The sequence below is a fragment of the Nostoc sp. FACHB-133 genome, assembly GCF_014698055.1.
Classification (GTDB): Bacteria; Cyanobacteriota; Cyanobacteriia; order Cyanobacteriales; family Nostocaceae; genus Nostoc.
Genome location: NZ_JACJSH010000031.1, coordinates 57578 through 82762, shown reverse-complemented (window position 1 = coordinate 82762; position 25185 = coordinate 57578). Strand labels below are relative to the sequence as shown.

General features: G+C 41.2%; 21 protein-coding genes. 13 read left to right on the top strand and 8 right to left on the bottom strand.

Annotated features, from left to right (window positions below; all coding sequences use genetic code 11):
- Window positions 1–287 precede the first annotated feature (287 nt).
- Window positions 288–569, top strand: coding sequence for a hypothetical protein (locus H6G86_RS23245; protein WP_190936296.1), 282 nt, complete (start codon window positions 288–290; stop codon window positions 567–569).
- Window positions 570–634: 65 nt separating this feature from the next.
- On the opposite strand, the gene H6G86_RS23240 is transcribed toward H6G86_RS23245, so the two are convergent.
- Complete coding sequence (locus H6G86_RS23240) at window positions 635–781, bottom strand: hypothetical protein (RefSeq protein ID WP_190936295.1); 147 nt, start codon at window positions 779–781, stop codon at window positions 635–637.
- 11 nt (window positions 782–792) lie between these two features.
- Between H6G86_RS23240 and H6G86_RS23235 the strand changes: the two genes are divergently transcribed.
- From H6G86_RS23235 to H6G86_RS23225, 3 genes are all read left to right on the top strand, one after another.
- Complete coding sequence (locus tag H6G86_RS23235; protein ID WP_179066283.1) at window positions 793–1023, top strand: hypothetical protein; 231 nt, start codon at window positions 793–795, stop codon at window positions 1021–1023.
- A complete protein-coding gene (locus tag H6G86_RS23230) occupies window positions 1020–1448 on the top strand; it encodes a type II toxin-antitoxin system VapC family toxin (protein WP_190936294.1) in 429 nt (142 codons plus the stop codon). The genes H6G86_RS23235 and H6G86_RS23230 overlap by 4 nt, the downstream gene beginning before the upstream one ends.
- A 108-nt stretch (window positions 1449–1556) precedes the next feature.
- Window positions 1557–2099 carry a Uma2 family endonuclease gene (locus H6G86_RS23225; protein WP_190936293.1) on the top strand — a complete coding sequence of 181 codons (543 nt, stop codon included), beginning with the start codon at window positions 1557–1559 and terminating at the stop codon, window positions 2097–2099.
- Between the two features lie 93 nt (window positions 2100–2192).
- Here H6G86_RS23225 and H6G86_RS23220 read toward each other — a convergent pair whose 3' ends face one another.
- Window positions 2193–3737, bottom strand: coding sequence for a DUF3131 domain-containing protein (locus H6G86_RS23220; protein ID WP_190936292.1), 1545 nt, complete (start codon window positions 3735–3737; stop codon window positions 2193–2195).
- A 149-nt stretch (window positions 3738–3886) separates the two neighbouring features.
- On the opposite strand from H6G86_RS23220, the gene H6G86_RS23215 reads away from it, so the two are divergent.
- Together H6G86_RS23215 and H6G86_RS23210 are read left to right on the top strand one after the other, a co-directional pair.
- Entirely contained in the window at window positions 3887–4462 is a 576-nt protein-coding gene (locus tag H6G86_RS23215; RefSeq protein ID WP_179075032.1) for a TIGR04376 family protein, read from the top strand.
- 672 nt (window positions 4463–5134) lie between these two features.
- Complete coding sequence (locus H6G86_RS23210) at window positions 5135–5695, top strand: ABC transporter permease (RefSeq protein ID WP_190936291.1); 561 nt, start codon at window positions 5135–5137, stop codon at window positions 5693–5695.
- 3 nt (window positions 5696–5698) lie between these two features.
- Here H6G86_RS23210 and H6G86_RS23205 read toward each other — a convergent pair whose 3' ends face one another.
- The 3 genes from H6G86_RS23205 to H6G86_RS23195 form a co-directional block, all read right to left on the bottom strand.
- Window positions 5699–7105: a collagen-like protein gene (locus tag H6G86_RS23205; RefSeq protein WP_190936290.1), complete on the bottom strand. Its 1407-nt coding sequence runs from the start codon at window positions 7103–7105 to the stop codon at window positions 5699–5701.
- Between the two features lie 87 nt (window positions 7106–7192).
- On the bottom strand, window positions 7193–8215 hold the full coding sequence (curA, locus tag H6G86_RS23200; RefSeq protein ID WP_190936289.1) for an NADPH-dependent curcumin/dihydrocurcumin reductase: 1023 nt from the start codon (window positions 8213–8215) through the stop codon (window positions 7193–7195).
- Between the two features lie 377 nt (window positions 8216–8592).
- Window positions 8593–10677 (bottom strand): BamA/OMP85 family outer membrane protein, encoded by a 2085-nt coding sequence (locus H6G86_RS23195; protein WP_190936288.1) that lies wholly within the window; start codon window positions 10675–10677, stop codon window positions 8593–8595.
- A 234-nt stretch (window positions 10678–10911) separates the two neighbouring features.
- On the opposite strand from H6G86_RS23195, the gene H6G86_RS23190 reads away from it, so the two are divergent.
- Window positions 10912–12276 carry a lipid-A-disaccharide synthase-related protein gene (locus H6G86_RS23190; RefSeq protein WP_190936287.1) on the top strand — a complete coding sequence of 455 codons (1365 nt, stop codon included), beginning with the start codon at window positions 10912–10914 and terminating at the stop codon, window positions 12274–12276.
- Window positions 12277–12412: 136 nt separating this feature from the next.
- Here the strand turns inward: H6G86_RS23190 and H6G86_RS23185 are convergent, their stop codons facing one another.
- Window positions 12413–13135: a response regulator transcription factor gene (locus H6G86_RS23185; RefSeq protein ID WP_190936286.1), complete on the bottom strand. Its 723-nt coding sequence runs from the start codon at window positions 13133–13135 to the stop codon at window positions 12413–12415.
- Window positions 13136–13454: 319 nt separating this feature from the next.
- On the opposite strand from H6G86_RS23185, the gene H6G86_RS23180 reads away from it, so the two are divergent.
- The 3 genes from H6G86_RS23180 to H6G86_RS23170 all read left to right on the top strand — a co-directional run bounded on the left by H6G86_RS23180 (window position 13455) and on the right by H6G86_RS23170 (window position 17001).
- A complete protein-coding gene (locus H6G86_RS23180) occupies window positions 13455–13841 on the top strand; it encodes a hypothetical protein (RefSeq protein ID WP_190936285.1) in 387 nt (128 codons plus the stop codon).
- 665 nt (window positions 13842–14506) lie between these two features.
- Window positions 14507–15841, top strand: coding sequence for an ATP-binding response regulator (locus tag H6G86_RS23175; RefSeq protein WP_190936284.1), 1335 nt, complete (start codon window positions 14507–14509; stop codon window positions 15839–15841).
- A gap of 35 nt (window positions 15842–15876) precedes the next feature.
- Window positions 15877–17001 carry a hybrid sensor histidine kinase/response regulator gene (locus H6G86_RS23170; RefSeq protein WP_190936283.1) on the top strand — a complete coding sequence of 375 codons (1125 nt, stop codon included), beginning with the start codon at window positions 15877–15879 and terminating at the stop codon, window positions 16999–17001.
- Window positions 17002–17033: 32 nt separating this feature from the next.
- Here H6G86_RS23170 and H6G86_RS23165 read toward each other — a convergent pair whose 3' ends face one another.
- On the bottom strand, window positions 17034–17489 hold the full coding sequence (locus H6G86_RS23165; protein ID WP_190936282.1) for a response regulator: 456 nt from the start codon (window positions 17487–17489) through the stop codon (window positions 17034–17036).
- Window positions 17490–20437: 2948 nt separating this feature from the next.
- The gene (locus H6G86_RS23160) at window positions 20438–21877 is read right to left on the bottom strand and encodes an RtcB family protein (protein ID WP_190936281.1); all 1440 of its coding nucleotides are present in this window, start codon (window positions 21875–21877) and stop codon (window positions 20438–20440) included.
- A 388-nt stretch (window positions 21878–22265) separates the two neighbouring features.
- Here H6G86_RS23160 and H6G86_RS23155 point away from each other — a divergent pair, with 388 nt between their 5' ends.
- The 3 genes from H6G86_RS23155 to H6G86_RS23145 all read left to right on the top strand — a co-directional run bounded on the left by H6G86_RS23155 (window position 22266) and on the right by H6G86_RS23145 (window position 25178).
- Window positions 22266–22460 carry a heavy-metal-associated domain-containing protein gene (locus H6G86_RS23155; RefSeq protein ID WP_114084902.1) on the top strand — a complete coding sequence of 65 codons (195 nt, stop codon included), beginning with the start codon at window positions 22266–22268 and terminating at the stop codon, window positions 22458–22460.
- A 143-nt stretch (window positions 22461–22603) separates the two neighbouring features.
- Window positions 22604–24931 (top strand): heavy metal translocating P-type ATPase, encoded by a 2328-nt coding sequence (locus H6G86_RS23150; protein ID WP_190936280.1) that lies wholly within the window; start codon window positions 22604–22606, stop codon window positions 24929–24931.
- Window positions 24932–24950: 19 nt separating this feature from the next.
- Window positions 24951–25178, top strand: a complete 228-nt coding sequence (locus H6G86_RS23145; RefSeq protein WP_190936279.1) for a hypothetical protein — start codon at window positions 24951–24953, stop codon at window positions 25176–25178.
- The last annotated feature ends 7 nt before the right edge of the window (window positions 25179–25185 follow it).

Sequence of the window (25185 nt, the reverse complement as noted above, 5' to 3'; positions counted from 1 at the left end):
TCGGTAGAGTAGGTATCTTTAATAAAAGTTTTAATTAATATAAGTATTGTCCTAGATTTTCTGTTGCAGCGATGCCTCCGGTGGGCTACGCCTACGCCATTTTTCCAAGACGCAGAACTGTTGTTTCAGTCACGCTAATAGGTTGGGTGGAGGCTTTGCGTAACCCAACATTATATTTATAGGGAAAATTCGGTATAATATTCCGATATTGACGATATATAAAAAATTTATTGATATTTGGAAAGTTTCAGTCTAATAACTAGTTAGCCCCAAAGGAGATTAGCAGCATGACTTTGTTTGTGCGCGTCGAACCCATTAAAAAAATGAATCGGCTGCTAATTGACAGCAACGGCATATTTATTGGTGAATACGAGAAATCGCAGCAAGCTGATATTGACAGAAAAATAAAAGAAATAAATGCGGCAGAAACAACGCTTCTGTCAATCTATGAGAAGCATGGAGTGTTTTGCGTTCGGTGGGATGGAAAAAAGAAATCCATTCGAGTTAAAGGCATTAAGGTTGGTAGTATCCCCAAAGAAGCATGGCGGCCTGCGTCTTGGCAGAAGTAGCAAATGCTTTGTTGAATACATTTTTTATCATTTTTGCGGTTATGAGTTGATACCCACTTTGGACATTACTCCCGCGATCGCTGATGATTTTTGAGATGGGGTGCGATCGCAAAATAAAGATAAGACCTGCACTTGGGAACTGTAGCAGGGTCAATAAATCTGGTTATAGAAGGCGCGATCGCCCATACTAGATAGTAGATACCTTCGACCATAGGAGCCGTCTATGTTGCTACAAGAATTGAAGGAGCAGGTCTTCAAGTTACCACCAAGCGATCGCCTTGCACTGGTAAGCGCCATCATTGAGTCCTTGCAAGACACGCCAATTTCTGAGCCTGAGCGCTCTAGCGCCATTAGACGGATGCGAGGCTTGCTAAAAACAGACCAGCCAGCACCGACTGATGAAGAAGTGGCTGTAATGTTAGAAGAGCGACGAGTGGACAAGTATCTTGAATGAAAGTTTTAATTGATACCAATATTGTCCTAGATTTTCTGTTGCAGCGATCTCCATTTTTCCAAGACGCGGAACTGTTGTTTCAGGAGATCGATTCTGGTCGTGTCGTTGGACACATCACAGCGACAACACTTACAGATATTTTTTATATTTCCCGAAAACACACGCGCAGCATTGAGCAAGCACGGCAAGCAGTTTCAGAAACGCTGACTGTTATGGTAATTTGTCCTGTTAATCGAGCCGTCTTGAAATCAGCCTTTGGATCTGGTTTAGCTGATTTTGAAGATGCTGTTCAAATCGCTTGTGCTATTGCTCAGGGTTTAGATGCTATTGTGACACGCGATACGCAAGGTTTTTTGAGTTCATCCATACCCGTTTTGTCAATTCATAAGTTGTTACAGCAGTTAGGGATGCAAGATAGCGAGTAGTTGGTTGTCAGGCAAATATGGTGATCGTATTTTCAGATTGTCACAAACACAGTCCAGCAACTTTTAAAATTGAACTAGGTTTATCACAAGAATGTGAGCAATTTTGCTATGAAAACCCTGGCTAAATGGTCTGTAGACGACTATCACCGCATGGTTGAGGCGGGCATTCTGCGTGGTCGTCATGTAGAACTGCTAGCAGGCGAAATTGTTGAGATAAGTCCAGAAACCCCAATTCACTACACCACAGCAAAACGAGGTGCAAAATATTTAGAAGAATTGCTATCAGGTAAAGCTGATGTTCGTTTCAATGGGCCCATTACACTATCCGACTCGGAACCCGAACCTGATATTGCAATCGTTCGACTTCCAGAGTCATCTTACAGCGATCGCCATCCTGCTCCTCAAGATATATTTTGGATTGTAGAAGTTGCTAAAACCAGCTTAAACAAGGACTTGGATATCAAGGCTGTAATTTATGCAACGGCTGCGATTCAAGAATATTGGGTTTTCGACTTATCTACCAAACAGATGATTGTGTTCAGAAATCCTCAAAATGGTAAGTATGTTGAAGAATATACTCTTACGCAAGGAACGGTTACACCATTAGCATTCGCAGATATTTCAGTGTCCGTTCAGAGACTTTTGCCATAAAGTAGCGTTACTGAATGGATATTGCAAATTACCGTAGTTACACGGTATCGACATTGAACAGTAGATAACTTCTATTATGCAACGCCAATTTTTTCATGGTCTGATAATCTTAGCTGTAACTTGTGGTGTTCTGATAGCCCTTTTGATTGACTTCTGGCTTTTGACTCCTGCCCAAACGGTGAGTGGTTGTCCAACTTGTTTATACAGTAAGCTTTCTAAAATTACGCCATTATTGTTGGCGGTGAGAGTTTTATTTGGCTGACGCATAGACTCATAAAAACCGTTGTACCAACCATCTTTAGAGTTAAGGTTAGCTTGGACGAAATTAAATAACTGCTGCGTGTAATCAGTATTATAAAGTACGTGCCAGCCGATCGCAGCTTTGGCACTGAGGAACCGCAAATCGTTGTGTTTTTGTTGGGTATCTGTGATGGTTGCCCAAGGTTCTCCGTTGACAAACAAGCTGCTGTAAACAAAGTATGGAGGGCGATCTAAGTTGTCTTCGGTAACGGCGGTTAATTGTTTTGTTGCTTCATAACGCGCTGCTTGAGCAGCTAAAATCCGATCGGCGTATGCTTTAGGCAAAGCTTGAAACCCAGTTTCGATACCATCTAAAATATAGGGTTCGCTAAGAACGTAGTTATTGGCTCCAGAGTTTTTATAGTCGCGGCGATCATAAGGAATTCCCTGTCCGTAAAGATCAACAAAGGCAATATTGGACTGATAATCCAATGCTTGTGTAACATTCAAGCCCCAAAGCTTTAATCCGTAGGCAGCATAATTCTCATAGCCCAAGCGGCCTTCTTGATTGTATTGTTCTCTACCTTTAATAACGGCAGTCCCGTACATTTTTCCATTTTTGGTAATACGCTTGACTTGCCAATGTTTCCAAACGTCTGTAGAAAGCGATCGCATTTCTGGATACTTTGCCTCGACAATCTTCAACCAGATTGCCATCCTTCCCAAATCAATAGCTGACCAACCAATTTCTTCGCGTTTTTCTAGTTGACCATAATTGACGGGTACGAGGGTTTTGGCATTGTAAACCTTGTTGGGTAATTCCCCTTTATATAAAGGCATTGATGCCAGTGTTTTCAACATTTTGCTCATTTTGGCTTCAAATTCAGCCGCAGGCACGATATTGAGTTCTTTAGCACTAACTAAGGCTGCGATCGCTGCTGTCTGATCCCACATACTGACGGAGGCAAAGCCATCAACGGAATTTACCAAACCAGTTTCATCATTCCAGTTGCGCTGGAAATATGACCAAGCAATACGTGCCGTTGTCATTTCCTCTGGAGTTAGTTTTCCAACTCCCGGAGCAATGTATGGAATTATCGCTACTGTGAGTTGGTTCTTAGGAATAGGTTGACCTGGCAAAACTACAGATTTAGCATCAAGACTGGCAATGATTTCAGCTGCTTCAGCACCAGAGACAGGGTTTTGGGGTTTATTTGGTTGTACCAACTGGCGTGAAGCAGTTTCGGATGTTGAGATTTCCGGTTTTTCTATGGAAGCTTGGGAAAGTTGCTTAGACCAACCATTTAAAATTGCGATCGCTATTACAGCCGTAACTACCCCTCCTACAGAAGCTAGTATGGACAAGTTCTTAGGTGGCGGTTGAAAATCAGAACTCATACTGATTAAAGCCTTATTTTGTAAGTCAGCGTTGTTTGCGTAGTTTCACCAAATACATTCTTCCCAACTTTGAAATCTAACTAACACCCAGAAGTCCACCTGACTACTACAATAAAATAGTCACGCACCCGATCTCTGGAGTTCTAGCAGTGGGATTATTTGATGATTTGAGTCGGTTTTTAGAAAACCGTTTAGAAGAATTCTTGCGTAACAATCCACATTTGGAGTTAGAGGCGCTGCTAGAACAGCTGCGTGAGCAAGAAGAAGACACATTAAAACTGATCGCAGATTTACAATTGCAAGAGAAGCGATCGCAAGAAGAAATTCTCTCCACCGCTCAAGAAATTCAGCGTTGGCATATCCGTGTTCAAAAAGCCAAAAACGCCGGCAGAGAAGATTTAGCGACTGCGGCGGGTGAGCGAGAAGCAGCCCTGTTGCGCGAAGGAAATCAGCGCTGGGGACACATGCAAGGGCTGAAAGAACGCATTAACCAATCTCAAGAACTATTACGAAAAATACAGCAACGGCGACAAGAGGTGCAAGCTAAAGCCGCCGAAGCACAAACAGCCCGTGATAAAGCGCAAACTCAACAGCGTTTTGAAACCAGTGGCTGGTCAAATAAAACTAGCACTTATTCTAGTGGATTTGATGACTTAGAAGAGAAGTTTCGTAGTTGGGAAACCCAAGATGAATTAGAACAAATGAAGCGCAATCTAGGGAAATAATCGCATCTAGATAAAAAAGACGCACTGAAATTTATAAGGTAAACGTAAATCGTTCAAAGGATTTAGTGATATCGGCTCTTGGGGTAATTTTTAGGAGTATCGATTGAAATGGTATAACCAATCGCAGCGCTATATGAAATGCCAATCATGTCTTTCTTTTTGTTTGCATTGAAATAACGCTGACAGAGTTGATTTTTGAAGAAATGGACACCCGGATTTTTTACCCATGAAAAATCCGGGCAACGCATTGCCTTCCCTAGAGTAATTTTGTTTTTACTTGATAAAGTATCTCTGACACTCCCTGTTTTATAAAAATTCTGTATTGCTCATAACAAGTTTTGCTATTTACTTAATATTAAAAATATTACATATTCATACTTACTATAATCATCAAACAATTAAAATCTGGAAATTGTATTTAATTTACTAATCAGGATTTATTTTTCTGATAAAGTTTACTAAAGTCAAGCTTTACCCCTCTTTGCATTACTACCAAAACATCGTAATAATACCTAATTTTTCTTGATTAAATATCGACAAGGAGAAGATAGAAAAAATCTTGTATTCTTTAAAGAGATCGTGTAATTTAACACATTTTTATCTTTGCTACTTTGTGTTGTTGCCACAGTATTTTCTAAATCTTTTCCATGAGAACTGAGGCAGAGAGAATATATGTTTTTAGACATTTTAGCTAGTCTGCAACGGTTGTTTGTGGGTTACATTCCAGCTGCCGTATTGGGTAGTTTTGTTGGATACCTAATAGGCATGAATAGCATGGTTTATCAGTTATTTAGGCTGATATTCCAGATACCACATAGCATCCCTCCTATAGCTTTGCTACCTATTGCATTAATAGTATTTCAAGAGAGCGAATCGGCTGATACTACAGTAGTTTTTCTAGGAACTCTCTGGACGATGATTATTAATATGGCAATTGGTATGCAACATTTTCGTAGGCAGAATAATAACTTTCGAGTAGCTATATTTCATATATTTCATGCCTTGAAAGTTAGTATTTGGGTAGCCTGGTTTATAGTTATTTCTATAGAAATGTTAACAGGCCCAAAAGGACTTGGCTTTACTCTCTGGGAAGCTTATAAAGCTGGCAATGCTGATTATATGATCCAGGTGATCCTCTACATTGGTATCATTGGCTTTTTGCTGGATCAGTTACTAGATTTTGCAGCTTATATTCTTTCGCAAATGGTTTCAGATGGGAAAAAATCTTCCTAAATTTTATCTAGGCTTGCGGATTGCACCCTGCCAGCTAATAGTTTGCTTGGCAGAACGTATTCCCAAGGAACGAGTTGCTACGACTTCAAGATCAACGTTGACACCAGGACGTAAAGCTGAATCAGGAATTTTGAGCTTGCCTAAAGCTAGAGTAAAACGGTTGTAGTCACGAGTCACAAGTTCGTTGGGAATATCCCCTTCATATTCAGTTTTGTAGCCAGAAAAGCCGTACAAGTTATCCTGGGCGCGGAATTTGATGCGAAACTGAGTATTAATAGCATCAGATTTCGCTGCCAAATCGACTATTTTTAAGTTGAGGTTTTGTCCTGCTTCGGCAAACTCTGCTACAGCTAACCGGGTGACATCTTTTTTGGGAATGGCATGGTTAACGGTAAATGTTGTTAAGTTAGCTTCATTTTTGATGCTACCATCAACCCATAAGTCCTCGGCAAAAGTTACTTCTACTTGTTTGTTGTCAGTTAAATTCAGTGTTACAGCTTGATTGCCAAAGCTGGTAATAGGTTGTTTTTCTTGCCAAACTATTTGAAAAGTTTCTTCTAGACGCTGTTCAAACTCAAGGTAATCATCTGCGATCGCAGAACCAGGTGCAAGTAGAGAAGCTGCGCCTTTGCGAAGATTCCATTTGTTCTTCGAAAGGTTTACTGGTTTGTTTGTCAGTTCCGAAATTGCTAGCTGCACCGTTGGATTATCGCCTGCCAAAGCTTCCTTACTATTTACAATACTTAAAGTTCCTAAGCGCCCTTGGCTACCCTCACTACCATCGCTGCCATCTCGCCCATCGCTACCGTCGCTACATCGATAAACCTTTTCAGTACACTTATAATCAGGACTACCGGGAGTTCCTTTACAGGTTTTAACTTCCCAACTCCGCTTGTGACAGCGACAACCCTGCGTACCGTTGCCACCTCTACCCCCACGTCCACCTTGCCCACCATTTGCCCGAACGGAAATGTTTCGTAAATCTGCTAAATTGCTGTAATACACTGTGAGGGAACCACCATTTCCCCCATCTCCTCCCTTACCGCCGTTACCGCCATTGCCACCATTTGGTGCATTTATATCATGCTTGATATCATGGCTGACGTGATTGCGTTGATAACCACACTCAGGGCGATCGCTATGTTCCCCGTCTTCCCCATCTTCCCCATCTTTACCGGACAAATCAAGATTAACGGGTGAACCATTAACAAAAATGTTTTGGTTTTCACCGCTTCTACCCGATCGCCCATCGCTTCCTGTACGTCCATCTCTGGCATTATTTCTGGCTACTCTATAATATTCGTCAGAGGCAACAGCTGGACATAAAACTGAACCAGAGGCAGGCAAAAAGCTCGTAAATAGGCAGAATGTCAGCAGTAGTGGCAGCTTACTCCTAAAATCATTGTGCATTTAGTTACACCTAAAACTTTAGTTGAATTATCTACTACTGACGCTGACTTTCAGCAATTTGCTCCTTTTTGTTTAGTGATGTGCCTTTCAATTCGCTGTTGGATCGTCATTAACCTTAACAATCAGCTTGCCAAAATTATCACCTCGAAGTAAACCGATGAATGCACGAGGAGCGTTTTCTAAACCCATAACTACATCTTCTTTATACTTAAGCTGACCAGACTGTAACCATCCAGAAACATCACGCAAAAAATCATTAAACCGATGTTGATAATCGGAAACTAAGAAACCTTTGATTAAAGCTCGTTTGATTAGTAGTGGCATTAAATTAGGCCCTGATGGAGTAGATGTAGCGTTATACTCCGAAATTAAACCTACTAGTGGAATTCTTGCCCCAAGATTGATCTGCTGCAATACAGTTTCTAAAATCACACCTGCTGTATTGTCATAGTAAACATCAATTCCATTAGGTGCAGCTTCTTTGAGCGCTGAATCAAGTTCTTGGGTTTTGCGGTTAATGCCAACATCAAAGCCTAATTCTTTAACTATATAGTCCCTCTTATCGTCACTCCCGACAATTCCCACTACTCTAGCACCTTTAATTTTGGCAATTTGGCCTGCTACTGCACCGACAGCACCAGAGGCGGCTGAAACCACAACAGTTTCACCTTCTTTCGGTTGGCCGATATCAAGCAAAGCAGCATAAGCAGTCAGACCAGGCATACCCAGTACACCTAAGCTATAAGATAAAGGTGCTTGAGTGGGATCAAGTTTTCGCAGTGTCTCACCCTTAGATACGGCATAAGTTTGCCAACCGTTATTGCTCAAAACAAAATCCCCTACTTGAAATTGAGGATGATTTGATTTAATTACTTGGCTGACTGTACCACCCACGATCGCAGAATTCAAGTCTACCGATGCAGCATAAGACTCGCCTGCACTAATGCGACCACGCATATAAGGGTCGAGAGATAGATAAATGGTGCGGCTAAGAATTTCGCCCTCACCCGGTTCGGGAGTTGGCGTTTCTACTAAAGCAAAATCACTCTCTTTTGGTTCGCCGACTGGACGACTTTTGAGGATGATTTGCTTGTTCATTAAATCAGACATCAGTTATTTTCCTCTAAATCAATCTGACCAGGAGGAATTTGATTCCGGTTCCCCCCTTTTTAAGAGGATGTTTGAAAAGTATTCTTGTAGCGAAACGTTTTAGATTCCCCTAAATCCCTTTCAAAAGGGGGACTTTGATTCCGGTTCTCCCTTAAAAATGGGCGTTAGGGGGAATAAATTAAGTGCCTAAAATCACAGCCAAACACTTTTAAAACAACCTCTTATACTAATTCTGTATTAAAATGCGCCAAACGATGAAATATAAGTAAGAGAAACAAAGCGCAATCGCGTAGCGGCTTCCCGCAGGGTAGAACACAAAGGAAGAAAGAGTAGGTTAAAAAATTCGGCGTAGGCTCATAAAGAAAGTTTGAATATACTTAAAACCTCTGACCTATGCCTAGATGCACTTTGCTTTCTCCCTGGTCATTAATGCCATAATCAGCCCGAATTAAGCCTAGTGGTGAATTTAAGCGCACTCCAGCCCCATAACCAAAACCATAGCCGGGTTTGTCTCGCACACCCGCAGGATTTCCTAATACGGTATCACCTGAGCCTAAGTCTGAAGCAAAGTCGGCAAATAATACACCCCCTACGATTGGTAAAACTGGAAAACGATATTCTGCGGAAGCTAAGACATAACTGCGACCACTTCCCACATCGCCGGAATCGTAACCGCGCACTGAGTTGGAACCACCTAAGTTAAAACTTTCATAAGGCGGTAAATTACCAATGATGGTACCCGCTTGGAGGTTCACAGCAAATACTTGTGGCTGTTTGGTGTTAAATAACTGGACTGGTAAATATTGGCTGTAATTGGCTTTGAGGCGATTTAGGGAAATATTTCCTTGACCGATGGGCACAGATTGTTCTGTACTCAAACTCAAAACGGAACCTTGAGTTGGGTTGAGGGGATTATCTCGTTGGTCTTTAGTGGCGGTGAAGGATACAGTAGTTAGGTCATCAACACCAGTTCCACTAGCAGATAGGGGATTGCCTTGAGCGTCAGTTGGGGTAATATTACCTTGGCGATCGCGAATACTAGTTCGGGTATAGTTTAATCCTAATGAGGTATTCCAATTGTCAATTGGTCGCTGTAAGCTGACACTCCCACCAATTTGACCTTCCCGCACTTTGTCGCCGTTAGCTAGTTTAATCTTGTCATCAAAGGTTTCCGAAAGTTCTCGATTACGAAAACCATTCACAGTGTACCCCAAGCGATCGGGGTTTGTTGCCCGATAAGGACTGACAAATTTGCTATTAAATTGCAAATCCCGGCTACTTACACCAATATTCACACCTAATGTATCGTTAATACCACCAACATTCTGATCTTGATAGCTGATTGTGCCTACTAAACCCTGATCTGCATTGTAACTACCACCCAAGTTAACACCACGCGCCCCAGTTTCTTTGAGTTGGTAGACTAAATCAAGTTTTGTCGCATCTCCTTCTAAGGCAACATTCACTGTTTCAAATAAACCAGTGCGATATAGCTGTTGGATGTCTTGCTTGACGACATTTTCTTGGAAAATTTGACCAGGTTTCAGTTTGAGTTGCTGTTGTAGGAAATCTGGTTTGGTGCGTCCTCCGACGGGATTACCCTTGCTATCAACGGTTTTTCCCTCGTCGTTGACAAAACGAAATTTGATATCACTCACTAAGCCTTCAGCAACATTTACGGTGAGAATGCCTTGAGAACTGGGTTTAATTGATAGTACTCGTGCTAAGTTATAACCGTTGTCGGCGTACCATTTGTTAATTTGTACTACTGCTTGCTGGAGTCCAGCAGGACTAATGGTGGTTCCAATCTGAGATTGAAACTTTTGTTGGGCCACTTGGTAGGTGAGGACTTTAGCACCAGATAATTGCAGCGATCGCACAATTACTGGTTGCACTTGATAAACTACATTCAATCCAGCCTGTGTGCTAAAGCTATTCACACTGACTTTGCTAAATAAACCTGTATCCAAAATTGCAGCGACATCTCTTTGTAGCTGGCTTTGACTGGTTTCTCCACCCACCTGGGTTTTAATGACTTTACGAATAATCTCCTGCAATTCTTGATTGGCTCCCACTACCTGTACGTCTGTAGCTGTGACTACCAAATTGCTTTCAGTAGCAGGGGTTTTGGGAGATGGCGAGGGGGAGGTAGGAGAGGCAGGCGGAGCAGGGAGGATGGCTTGGGAATTTAATTCTTTTGCTGACTTTAAGACTACTGGGGAATTTTTGCTTGCACCTGTTTGTGCGGCGACGGAATTTTGAGAAAATTGTTGTGCAACTATAGTTTCTGGAGAAGCAATTGTCTCTATCCGTGCAGGAGTATCTTCAATTATCGGCACTACTAAGTTACCGGCTTTTGCCGTTGGAGTAAGGGTTTTAGCGGATGCAGCCGTTGCTTGCTGAGTCACATTGGCAGCAGCTAAAGTAGCTAAAGTAAAAATTGCAGTAGCAGAAACTCGCATAATATTTAACCTAATTAACAGGGAGTTATATCAATTTTGGATTTTAGATTTTAGATTAAAAGACTTGATTAAAAAGCTTTTCCAATAATTTTAAACAATACATCCTTTGAGAATTTGGCATTAGTTGTAGGAAAGCAAAGAAATAGCGATAATACTAACTTCCCGCTTATTCGCCGATTTCCCCTATTTACACCTCTTACCCAAACGACAGTTAATTTTGATATTTTGTTTCTTATGAGTAATTCATCCCGCTTATCTGTTGCTTCTAACTCCCAAGCTGCAACTTCTCCTTTACGGTTACTTGTATTAAGTAATGGTCATGGGGAAGATGTAATTGCAGTTCGGATTTTGCAAGAACTCCAACGACAATCAAACCCACCAGAGATATTTGCTTTACCTCTGGTGGGTGAAGGACATGCTTACCAACAGTTGGATATCCCTCTTATCGGTTCAGTCCGCACTATGCCTTCTGGCGGTTTTATTTATATGGATGGCCGCCAGTTGGCGCGGGATGTGCGCGGTGGTTTATTGCAACTTACCCTCAGCCAGATTAAAGCTGTCCGCCGATGGGTGAGTTCTCAAAAAAAATTAGGTAATAAAAGAGCGATTTTAGCTGTGGGAGATATTGTCCCCCTGTTGTTTGCAACTTTTAGTGGCGCTAATTATGCTTTTGTGGGTACGGCGAAATCTGAATATTATGTGCGCGATGAAGCTGGATTATTACCACGGAAATCCAAAGACGCGCGTTGGGAAAACTTTTCTGGTTCAGTATACCATCCTTGGGAACGTTGGTTAATGAGTCGTCGCCGTTGTAAGGCAGTGTTTCCTAGAGATGTGCTGACGACGGAAACATTAAAACAATGGCCAATTCCCGCTTTTAATTTGGGTAATCCCATGATGGATGGTCTGCAACCAACCTTTTCACGCCAACAATTTTATAGTCGGGATAGTCACCAGCAAGAAACGGTTAGACCTTTAATGGTGACTCTTCTTCCTGGTTCCCGTCCGCCAGAAGCATACACCAACTGGGAAAAAATTATGATTGCTGTATCTGCGCTGATGGCAAGTTTCCAGGAGCGAGATTCGGTGTTTTACACTTCTGGCACGGTGATATTTTTAGGTGCGATCGCTCCTGGTTTAGACTCTAATATTTTATCCCAAAGCGTGCAATCCCAAGGCTGGCGAGCGGAATCGGTATGTCCTATCCAACTTCCCGATCCAAATGTATTGACATTCAAACAAAGAAATGCTTATCTTTTGCTGAGTCAACAATCCTATAATGACTGCTTACATTTGGGAGATTTTGCGATCGCAATGGCAGGTACAGCCACAGAACAGTTTATCGGTTTAGGGAAACCTGCGATCGCTATTCCCGGCAATGGCCCCCAATATAACCCTGCCTTTGCTGAAGCTCAAAGTCGTCTTTTAGGCTCATCTTTGATTTTAATTGAGCAACCAGCTAAAGTGGCCGAGATCGTCCAGTCTCTATTCAAAGATCCTGATATTTTGCAAATTATCGCCGAAAATGGACTGCGACGTATGGGTAAACCAGGAGCCGCACTACGCATTGCAGAATGTTTACAGGAACGATTGAGTTGAAGGGGCATTGGGCATTGGGCATTAGTTCTCGTTCATCTCTCCCACTTGCTCCCCGACTCCCTTATCTTCCCAATCTCTAATCCTCACAAGCTAGACGCTCCACTATCCATTTACAGCACTCCTCACCCAGCACTCCTTATGCTACCAACCCAGAACGTAAAGCCCTGACGGCAGCTTGGGTACGATCATCAGCACATAATTTATTTAGAATATTACGAACATGAGTCTTTACAGTACCAACTGTAATATAGAGTTTCTCGGCAATTTGCCCATTGCTACACCCAGCTACAATCAATTCTAAGATTTCCAATTCCCGTTGAGTTAGGGGGTATGTTTCTAAAACTTGCTCGTATTCTGACGCTAGCGCCTCAATTTTTACAGTCTTCGGCTTATCAGAACTTTGGCTTTCTCCAGGAATACCTTGGCGCATTTTCCGCAATACCACATTGGCAATTGCCGGATCAATCCAAGAGTTACCGCCGTGAGTTGCTTGAATCGCCTCAGTTAATTTACTGATGCTTGTTTCTTTCATGTAATAAGAATCAGCACCTGCTGCAAAAGCTGCAAGTACAGCGTCTTCAGTGTGATCCATTGTTAGAATCAGAATTTTCGTTGTCGTCTGACCAGTTTCAGCTTGATAGCGTTTGAATTTACGGGTGAGTTCAATGCCATCCATGTCAGGTAAACCGATGTCTACAACAGCTACATCTGGCTTTGCCGTTTCCAAAAGTTTTAGTCCTTGAGTCGCATTTGCTGCTTCGCCTATTACTTTCAAGGCGCTGTGAGACTGTAATGCCGCTCTTAGCCCCATTCGTGTTAAGTCATGATCTTCAATTAAAATAATGCTAATTTCATTCATCGCTATACTCGCTCTTACGCTGTTTGCATCTTTCAAAGTCTTACCTTTCGTTAGCGCTTTCTCTTATTTCCCCAAACCAAAGATAGATGATATTTTAACCAGTCTGCATCCATCGCTAGAAATAATAAATTACCTCTTTTTTTATATTTAGATAGAGGACATATCTAGCTGGAGATATATAGATACTTGCACAAAAAGTATGAAATATTGAGACGAATGCCAAATTGCTCTCCCTTGCTCAGAATTCAGCTTTTAGTTGCCATCTTCCATTAGTTATTTCCTATTATCTTGTACAAAGCTTTGAACAAAGCTTACAAAAATGGACGAAGTTCTGACTTTTAACGGGATCTGGAAAACCTCACTTCCATTCCTTTTTCCTTATAGGAAAGAGGTTTTAAACTCTCCCCCAACCCTACAAGGTTTGGGGGCTAGGGGTTTAGGTTTCGCCTCTTCTTTTCCCTATCACGTGAAAAGTCAGGCTCAATGGTGGACAATCTCAAAAGGAATTCAACTACAACTGCATGGGGTAATTACTCGTGCATCCAGATGCTGGGGGACTTATGGCTCAAAAGTTAAACCCTTAAGCAGTCAAAGTGGGCAAGTAATCTTTTTAATGCCAAAAGGCTTAGAAGGGTTTGGTATTCTTCCTAAAGTTTGCGAGGAGGTTTTGGGAATTTTCCAAACTGTGAAAGTTTGCGATCGTTAAGAAAATTGTTGAAATTGCAGGAGGTAGGATTACTTGTGATTCACAAATAGGTATAGGAAGCACTTTCTTATTTACCTGGTCTAACCAAATCTAATGGTTAAAACTGCTCAAGCTTATGGTACACGATAATGGTATGCAACTCTCACCAATGGCTGACGACGGTCGCTTGCTGACTCATTTACAATTGGTTTAAGCTTAGTAAAGTATTTTATTTTACTTTATATCAGTTCTGTCTGTTGTGCCTAGAGCAATAGTTTTCGATTTGTTAATTGCTAGTTTTTTGAAAGCTATTGGTAGTTTGCTAGAAGTTTAATTTCAATAGTCTGGCAAACTAAACAGATTAAGGATACAACAGACTAAATTTAACCCAAGAATTAGCTTTGAAAGCAACTCCTGTAATTGTAATGACAACCTCAAATCAAGATCAACACCGAGTGAAAGCTGACGACTTAAATCGAGCCAGATATATCCTCAAGCCTTTCATCTTGACAAAGTTAGGCAAGATGATAGCCAAACTAAACAAGTATTGGATATTGTGCTAAACGCCTTAGTCAATCAAGTTACAGATTTTAGATGTCCGAAAATCTTATATTTTTTTTAATTGGATAATCTCAAAAGAGAAATGTTATACATCAACCTATGTTTGGCGGCAAAAATAAAAAACGATGGAAGAGACGCTGAAAATTTTGGTTGTAGACGATGACGAAGTAGACAGGATGGTAGTCTGTCAGGGCCTGACGATAGCAGGTATTCAGATGGAACTGTCTGAAGTCGGCGATGGCAATGATGCGTTTTCTGCCTTAAGCAGTACTGCTTATGATTGTGTTTTCCTCGACTATGATTTACCAAACCAGGATGGACTAACCTTGATTCAACAGCTACGTTTTTCGGAAATTAAAGTTCCTATAGTAGTCTTGACTGGTCAAGGAGATGAACAAATATCTGTTGAATTAATTAAAGCTGGTGCTACAGACTATCTCTCTAAGTCTAGGATATCACCAGAAAACTTGGCACAGGTTTTGCGGAGTGCGATTCGGATTTATCGGGCTGAAATGCAGGCAGCTTTGGCAAAAGAGCAGCTTAGAGAAAGTAATGAAAAACTCATCCGTAAGAACCAAGAATTGGAGAGACAAAAAGAACAGATTCAAATGCAAAACTTTAAGCTGTTGGAGGCATCACGGTTAAAATCACATTTTTTGGCCACTATGTCCCACGAACTCAGAACGCCGATGAATGCGATTATTGGTTTTTCGCAAATACTGCTGCGTCCTAAGTTCGGTCAACTAAGTAACCAGCAAGCAGATATGGTTGAGCGCATCTTGAATAATGGGAAGCATTTACTGATGCTACTCAATGAAGTTCTTGACTTTTCTAAGCTGGAGATAGGACGATTAGACTTAAAGGCGGAAATATTTGATGTATCAAAGGTCGTAAATCTCGCTGTAGGTGAAATGCATTCCCTCGCTGATGCTAAAAAGCTGTCATTGTTAGTGCAAACCGATTTGCAAAATCCTTTGATATTTAACGATCCTGTTCGGATCAGACAAATTTTAACTAATCTACTCTCCAATGCGATTAAGTTCACAGAGTCTGGTGAGATTTTGGTTGAGATTAAGGAACTACCTACAAATCAAGTAGTAATTATTGTTCGGGATACAGGTATTGGTATAGCATCCAGAGATTTTAAACGTATCTTTGAAGCATTTCGCCAAGTCGATCAAACTATCACTCGCAAATATCCAGGGACTGGTCTGGGTTTGGCAATTGTAGATTCATTGGTGCGAATGATGGGCGGCAAAATTTTTCTGGAGAGCAAATTGGGCATTGGTTCAATGTTTAAAATTGAATTGCCGCGTCAAATCACATTACAAAATGTGGCAGATGATCCTCCTAATTTACAATTAGACAGCGACGGAATTTTTGGTAGAGCAAAAAATCCCCATCAGTCATCTTCTCAAGCTAGGCAAGCACCGATAGGATATCCTAAATTTAAACTATAAATTACTTCCAAAAAACTGAGAAAAATTTATAACTTATGTCTGTAGTTGAAAATAATAAAATTTATCGCATTCTCGCAGTTGATGACACTCGAGATAATCTTATTTTGGTTCAAGCGATTTTAGAAAGTGAGGGATATGAAATTGAGTTGGCTTCAGATGGAATAAAGGCTTTGAGGCAAGTTGAAAAATCTCCACCCGATCTGATTTTGTTAGATGTAATGATGCCGGGGATGGATGGTTATGAAGTCACGCGTCGGATTCGGAATAACCCAGCAATTAGTTATATTCCAATTCTGCTGATTACTGCTTTTCATGAATCTAGTGTTGTCGAAGGTTTAGATGCTGGTGCTGACGATTTTATTCGTAAACCATTTGATACGGATGAACTACTGGCAAGAGTGCGATCGCTATTACGTCTCAAGCACAGTCTGGACGAACAACAAAAAATGACTCGCCAACGGGAAGACTTTGTTTCCCGTCTGACTCATGATTTGCGAACTCCTTTAGTAGCTGCCGATCGGATGTTGAGTTTGTTTGAGATGGAAACATTCTGCAAAATCTCGCCGGAAATGAAACAGGCGATCGCAGTTATGATTCGCAGTAACCAAAATTTGATGGAAATGGTAAACACCCTCCTAGAAGTCTATCGCTTCGAAGCAGGTAAAAAAACATTGAATTGGGAAGTATGCGATTTACGTGAGATATCTGAAGAAGTAGTGAGTGAACTAAGTCCTCTAACTAATGAAAAAGGTTTGACCCTGACAATAGACACCAGTAAATTAGATCCACTGGGTAAAAATGCTGGGATTATTATGGGCGATCGCTTGGAACTACGCCGAGTGCTAAACAATTTGATCGCCAATGCCATCAAATTTACGGATACAGGAGGGATCACAATCCGCATTTTTGAAACATCACCTCTTCCAGGAAATCAAGATTCGGTAACAATCGAGGTACAAGATACAGGATATGGAATTGCACCCGAAGATCAGGCAACAATTTTTGAGCGATTTCGCCAAGGCAAAAATAAACGTTCAGGTAGTGGCTTAGGGCTACATTTATCCCACAGGATTGTAGAAGGGCACGCAGGAACTATCCAGGTTGCTTCTGAAGTAGGTAAAGGTACTTTGTTCACTGTCCAACTACCCAAGAACATTTAACTTCTTTACAGGGACATTTTTCTGCTGAATTGCTAATCTTGACAAAGTTCAAAAGCTGAGTAAGGAGAGAATTTTCCTCCCAATACACGGCGAATTATAGCCTCTAAGTCCTCAATCATATAGGGTTTGCTGATATAATCATCAAATCCCGCCTTGAGGATACGCTCTCGATCCTCCGTGGTAGCTAAAGCTGTGACTGCGATCACTGGAATTTTGGAAGTTAAGGGTTCTTGCTTTAGATGACGCACAACATCGATACCGCTAAGACCTGGTAACAAAATATCCAACAAAATTAAGTCCGGTTGATATTCTTTAGCTACCAGCACTGTTGCAGAACAATCTGTTTGACAAATAAATCTACAACCCATTAACTCAAGAGCATAACTAATCAGCAAAAGGCTATCATCATGGTCTTCCACTGCCAAAATCAAAGGCTGGTGAGAGTTTTTCTGCTTTTCATCACTCATGAATGAATGTGCCAAATACATCTCTTCTCCAGAAGATTTTATTAGGATTCCTCGTCTGCCTCTATTAGGGAGATACAGACAAAGCTTCGCGCGAACATATAGAATAGTACTCGGTCAGAATTAGCTAATGTGTTTTACTTTTGCCTATTTCATCATTCTTACCCACGCAAAAATTGCTGAAGGAAGAAGACCTCAAGCTGAGAGGTTTAGCGGATACTTTTCGATTATACGCAAAATTACAGAATATTTTCTTAATAAATTCACCATAACTTTATATAAAAAGATCAGATGATGATTTAAAACAGTATCGGCTTGAACTATGTATGCTTGGAGATTTTAAAGATACTAAATAAACAAGTAATTCAAGTTATTAACTGTTAAATTTTGTACTAAAGTTTACGTGCTTAATCTAATTTAGACACAGTCTTTGTTGTTTGTACAGACGCGATTGTTTAGGTTAAACCAAGAGATTATTTTTGATATGTTCCTGAAAAGAAGTAGCTTTTCATCTTTTGTCCAAGGCTATCTACTACTTTACTATAGCGCGATGTCTACGACAGGCTACACCTATGCAGAAATTTGTTTCTAGATTATTTATTGAAGTTTAATGTCAATACGCTTGGGTTAAGGTTAAAAATTAAAACTGGCGTAGGTTGGCCCGTATTTCTCACAAAGTCTGAGAGAAATCAGGTATAAAACTGCTAAAAGCTATATATGACAAGCATTCTAGTATATATAAAGTATAAACCAATACTAATATTTCAATGCTAAAACATTGGGTTCAAAAAATATAGAAAGTCGTAAACAAAATTATTTTATGATTGCTCAACCCAACAAATTAAGCTTGCTGCGCTACTACTGGTCTATCGCATTAATTTTGCTAGGTTTGTAGTGAGTGATTTATCGCTCAAATCAAGGAATAAAGTCCTTACTACGAACTTTTATAACCCTTCAGAATTAATGAGATAGACCACTACTACTATTCTTCTTAACTGAAACGTATTGAGTTTAATGCAACCAAAAACTTGAGAATAGTTTTATTTAAGCTTTGCTAAATTAGACCATTGATGCCTATTAATTTTATCTGCGATCAATTTTATTTTTAATTACATCTATTGAAAGATTTATCTATCTAAAGGGGGTTGAAATAATTCCCATATTATCGATATATATCAGTACCAGATTTTATAAGTATTGTACACATCCTAGAGGAAGATGACCAGAATTAAGAGTAGCTCTAAATTAATTTTGGTGTGTCGAATAACTGCTTTCAATGAAGGTTTAGCTGAGTGCTAAACCTTTTTTCATGCCTATTGTTAGAGTATGTCAACACACTCTAGACAGATGAACTGAAATCAAAGTAATTATAAATTAGCAAGGTATGGTAAACACTTGGTATATATAGGGCATGGCTTTTAGCCATGCCTTTTTTGTGACTGGCACTAACCAACTGAAACATACAGTTAATGAGGCAAAAAGTAGCCCATATATGCTATTCGCGCATCCTCTCTAAGGCATCGGGCGAAGAGCTACAGGTTCTTCAACGGAGTACTTGCAGGATATTGACCCTAGATTTCATACTTGATCTATAAGTATTAATCAAAAATTACTTCCAAAATCTCCTCTAACTTCCTATTAATAATATATCCATATCATGTTAAATAATGTTTGACACTATCCTAAAGAAGTAGAAAAGCCCATCAAAAAATGCCTGTTAGTGTTATTAGATACTATATATCAATAGAACAAGCAACAAAAAACCATCAATACCATATATATATCAATATTCGTATCATTCTATAGATAGTAGAAATAACTATTTTACAAAGTTATTATTCAGCCTGTTAATGCCTGAAAAACGTGTATGCACCCTGGATATTCTTCCAGGGTCTTTTTTTTAAACTTATAAGTAAAAGATAGACTTTAGTCAGAGTAGAAGTAAATTAATAAGCGATATTTTTATACACTGGATTGAACAGAAAAAATAAAGAGGTGATATATCATAATCTACTTGGTGATTAGAGTCTTTAGCCTAATCCAGAAATCTTTAAATATGATTAACTTTAGGTAGATTTTTTGTGTATTTTTTCAAAAAATTAGTTAATATTTTTACCAAGTTATGAAATACCAAATTTCTGAATATTTATACACATCCTCTAGGATGATGAACTGTAGTACAGAGTAGAACTAAATTAATTTTGTACGTTGTTAAGCACAGCAATTATTGAGGTTTGGTTCACAGCCAAACCTTTTTTTTAACGACTAATCAGGAAGTGTTCTATCAGATTTCAGAATATTTGGATACAGTCTATAGGAAGATGAACTAAAGTAAGAGTCAGTCTAAATTAATCTTGGTGTAGTAAATGCTTGGTATATATAGAGGCTTGGTTTAACCAAGCCTTTTATTATGTACAAGTCTTCAAGAATTTTGGATACAGTCTATAGGAAGATGAACTGCTAAAAAAGTCAGTCTAAATTAATCTGAAATGTCTACTTAAGCACTAAATCTATAGGTTTAGCACTGAGCTAAACCTATTTTCTGATCGAGTGAAGACAAAAGAGCGATGCCGATAGCGTACCCTTGCGGAGGCAAGCTACGCAAGGTAGTTTCATACAAAAAACAAAAATACATAAAGTATTGATTAGACATCTCCAGAAATTAAATATGCGTTATCCAGAATTATTGTAGAGACGTAGCACTGCTACGTCTCTACACTCATTTTCGGAGAAGGGCTTTCTGGCTTATCCCAAGCGTATTGGGATAAAACTAAAACTGGATCTAACTTGTATGTACACTGTAGCATTTATGACACTGAATAAATTCCATCTAATTGATTGCAAAATAATCATCGAACTTATGCGTTAATTGCATTTGTACGGATTTGTAATAGCTTCACAGATGCGATTCTAAATGTTAGGGAATAAAGATGGATACCCCTGGCGTTGACCAGGGGCTTTTTATTTAGGGGCTACGCTTTAAACGTCAAAACCGGACTCAATCGCGCCACAACGTCCACCATTTCTGCTTCAACCTGCACATGAATTACAGACTGAATGGGTTTGTAGGCGGCTGGTGCTTCTTCAATGCGGCGTTCTTCACGCAAGGTAATGCAGTCTATCCCAGTTAATCCCAGTTCTGCCTCATTTTGAGATGCACCTCTGCGATTGAGGTCGAAGCGAGAACGAATTCTTCCCGCCCCGTGTGAGGCCGAATTGCAAAATGCTGGATTGCCTTTACCCACCATCAGATAAGAATAAGCACCCATTGAACCAGGGATAATCACTGGTTGCCCTGTATGGGCAGGACAAGCGCCCTTGCGTGTTACCCATCCTTTACCTTCCGGCAAGGTGATATTATGCGGCAAATCATAAATTAGAGGTGCTTCCACATCTTTGTATACTTCTCGCAAACGCAGACGTAGCAGTTCTGCTAACAGCAGGCGATTAATAAAAGCATAGTTAGCAGCAGTTGCCTCAGCTTGCAGGTAACTGGCGACTAATTCGGGGTGAGAATGGGTAGAGAGAGGAAAAATCTGAGAATCAGGATACTTCAGACCTTTTTGCCAAGTCGCCTTAGCTTTATCTCGCCACATTCCCCCGATATACTTACCCACATTTCGAGAACCAGAGTGAATCATAAAAGCCAGTTGTCCCTCGCGCACTCCCCAAGCGTGGGCAAGTGGGCGATTTTCGACTTTATCAACTCGCTGCACTTCTACAAAATGATTGCCGCCGCCAATGGTTGCCAGTCCGCCATCGCGTATCATTCCGGTATCGGGAACCAATTCTTCAGGTGCAAGTTTCCAGTCACCATCCATTGAACCACCTAAGAAGATGCGATCGCTCTCTTGGGCAAGTTGTTGCAAATCTGATTTGACTACACTCCCGGTAGGCCGATCTAGCATGGTATCCAGCCAACCGGGAATTCCGTATTGAAATAGCGATCGCATTGCCTCAGCAGTCATTGTCACATCACGCGTACCAAAGAAGTAATCCCCCTTCATTTTTTCGACGAATTGGTCGCGCTTTGCCATGAATTCGTCGATTGTCAAATCAGCAACGTGCAGGCGCATTCCACAATTGATATCAGAACCGACAGCGCCAGGGATAACCTGACCCACAGTTTCCACAATTGAACCAATGGCAACACCCGCATCACCTGGGTGAAAGTCAGGGGTAGCACAGGCACGGCAAACGCATCCACCAGATGGGTGGCGGACGCTTGCCAAATTTGCTAGCTGCTTCAGTGCCTTAGCTTCTACGGGGAAGCCTTCTGGCAGTAGCACTTCTGCTACAGGGGCATCAGGAGAATTGAGTAAACGGACAGAATAAGTGCGATTGTTGTAAGTTACATCCAAACCCTGCCGCTCTAAAGCACGCAGGAGACGTTTTAAATTTTTTGGCTGCATGAAAACTCCAAATTGAGCCTTAAAAAAGACTCTTGGTTGTGAAGAGAGTAGGAGACTTGGGTTCAGCAGCCGCGTCTCAAGTGGTGCGGAGGGTTATTTTCCCAGAATTGTGGGGAAAACAACAGGTTATATAGCTTTAATAACACCACTTGCATTGGAAAACAAGTGTTTTGTAGTCTTTTGTAATTTTTGTATTTTATGTACTACATCTGTAAAGGAATTTGAAGTTTAGCAAAAAACTTTTAAAATTCTCTAGACTCTCCAGCTGGCTGGAGAGTCTAGTATGAATTCAAGGGGACTCTCAACCAGAAATTTCTGATTGTTGACGATTATCCCTCAGTCATCCAACTTGGTTTGGCTAGGTTGTTTATTTTTATCCCGTAAATCTATGACTCTCCAACTCACAGTTCCCAATATGTCTTGTTCTGTTTGTGCAAGCACCATCACCAAAACACTTCAAGCAGTCGATGCTAATGCAAGCGTTCAGGCTGATCCAACAACCAAGCTTGTCAGTGTAGAAACTCAAGCATCAGAAACAGAAATTAAGGAAGCGTTGGCTGCTGCTGGCTATCCAGTTGCTTAAACGGGGACTGGAGAATGGGTACTAGGTATTAGGTACTGGGAAAACTGTTCCCTAATTCTCCAGCCCTAATCCCCAGTCCCTAATCCCCAGCGATGCACTGAGCTTGTCGAAGTGTCACTAGTCCCCAATCCCCAATCCCCAATATGGATACTCTCACACTCAAACTTCGAGGCATGAGTTGCGCTGGTTGCGCCAACAACATCGAAAAGGCAATTCGCTCTGTTCCTGGGGTGATTGACTGCAACGTTAACTTTGGAGCAGAACAAGCTGCCATCAGGTACGATCGCTCTCTAGCAAGTTTAGAGAAAATTCAAACTGCGATCGCAGCTGCGGGATATTCTTCTGACTCACTCCAGGAAGAATTGCTCTCTGAAGAAGATGATGCAGAGATTGCGAGTAGGCAAGCATTACAACGCGAACTTTTCCTCAAGGTAATTGTGGGAGGTGTAATCAGCATTTTCCTCTTTTTGGGGTCGTTACCCATGATGACTGGGCTAAACTTCCCCTTAATTCCCAGCTTTTTGCAAAATCCTTGGGTACAGTTAGTCCTGACAACCCCTGTCATTTTCTGGTGTGGTGGATCTTTTTACCGCAATGGCTGGAAAACCCTCAAGCGCCATACGGCAACAATGGACACGCTGATTGCTTTGGGTACAAGTGCAGCGTATGTATATTCTTTGTTTGTTACTGTTTTCCCGAAATTTTTTATTGTTCAGGGCTTGATACCTCATGTTTATTATGAAGTTGCAGCCATTGTTATTACCTTAATTTTATTGGGGCGGTTATTGGAAAATCGCGCTAGGGGACAAACTTCTGAAGCCATCCGCAAACTGATCGGATTGCAAGCCAGAGATGCCAGAGTTATCCGTGATGGTAGAGAAATTGATGTTCCCATTGCTGAAGTCAGAATCAACGATGTGATTTTGGTACGTCCTGGTGAAAAGATTCCAGTCGATGGCGAGGTGATTGCAGGCGATTCGACAGTAGATGAAGCGATGGTGACAGGTGAAAGTTTGCCAGTCAAAAAGCAGCCAGGAGATGAAGTGATTGGGGCAACGATTAATGGTGCGGGTGCATTTCAGTTTCGGGTGACACGAGTTGGAAATGATACATTTTTGGCTCAAATCGTCAAATTAGTGCAACAAGCCCAAGGTTCTAAAGCACCAATTCAGCGCTTGGCAGATCAAGTTACAGGATGGTTTGTACCAGCTGTGATTGCCGTTGCGATCGCCACTTTCGTCATTTGGTTTAATTTCACTGGCAACCTCACCCTCGCAACAATGACAACGGTGGGTGTACTAATTATCGCTTGTCCTTGTGCTTTGGGTTTAGCCACTCCCACATCTGTAATGGTGGGAACCGGCAAAGGTGCAGAAAATGGCATCTTGATTAAGGGTGCGGACAGCTTAGAACTAGCACACAAAATTCAAACCATCGTTCTAGATAAAACTGGCACTTTGACGCAGGGTAAACCAACAGTTACAGACTTTGTGACTGTTAACGGTACAGCTAATGGGAATGAAATCAAGCTTTTACAGTTAGCAGCAACGGTGGAACGGAATTCTGAGCATCCTTTAGCTGAAGCGGTGGTGAAATACGCCCAGTCTCAAGAGGTGAGTTTAACAGAGGCACAGAACTTTCAGGCTAATGCAGGTAGTGGTGTCCAAGGAGTTGTTTCAAATCAGCTTGTGCAAATTGGTACACAACGCTGGTTAACAGAACTTGGAATTAACACCATGACTCTTCAGCAGTATAAAGATGCCTGGGAAACTGCTGGTAAAACAGTCATTTTGATTGCTGTAGATGGCGAACTACAAGGAATAATGGGTATTGCCGATGCCCTGAAACCTTCATCAGCAGCAGTGGTGAAGGCATTACAGAAGTTAGGTTTAGAAGTAGTAATGCTCACCGGAGACAATCGGAAAACGGCTGATGCGATCGCAGCAGAAGTTGGCATTGAGCGAATCTTTGCCGAAGTGCGTCCAGATCAAAAGGCGGCGATTATCCAATCTCTTCAGAAAAGGGGACTGGGGACTAGGGACTGGGGACTAGGGAAAATTCTTCCCAATCCCCAGTACCCAATCCCCAATCCCCAATCCATTGTGGCGATGGTAGGTGATGGGATAAATGATGCACCAGCCCTAGCACAGGCTGATGTGGGAATTGCTATTGGTACAGGAACAGATGTTGCGATCGCAGCTAGCGATATCACCCTAATTTCTGGAGATTTGCAAGGGATTGTCACAGCAATTCAACTCAGCCATGCCACCATCAACAATATCAGGCAAAATCTCTTCTTTGCCTTTATTTACAACGTCATTGGTATTCCCATTGCGGCTGGAATTTTGTTCCCTATCTTTGGTTGGTTACTCAATCCAATTATCGCTGGGGCTGCGATGGCTCTTTCGTCGCTATCTGTTGTTAGCAATGCCCTCAGATTGCGTAACTTTCAACCAAAAGCTACTTCATAATTGCAGGTTAAATTAGGAAATGTTCAGTAAAAAAATGCTTTGGGGAAGCCTTACAGCTTTAGCGCTTCTCGCCGGGACACCAAGTGCAACATTAGCAGAAATGCCAGCCCACTCGTCAGAGCAAACTACCCAATTTAACCATATAGAGCAACCATTGGGCTTGAAAGTTGGTGTTGCGATCGGTGGTTTAGCCTTGATTGGACTAGAGTTGTGGTGGTTTCTCCTCTATAAAAGTTCTGATTCTTGAGAGGATG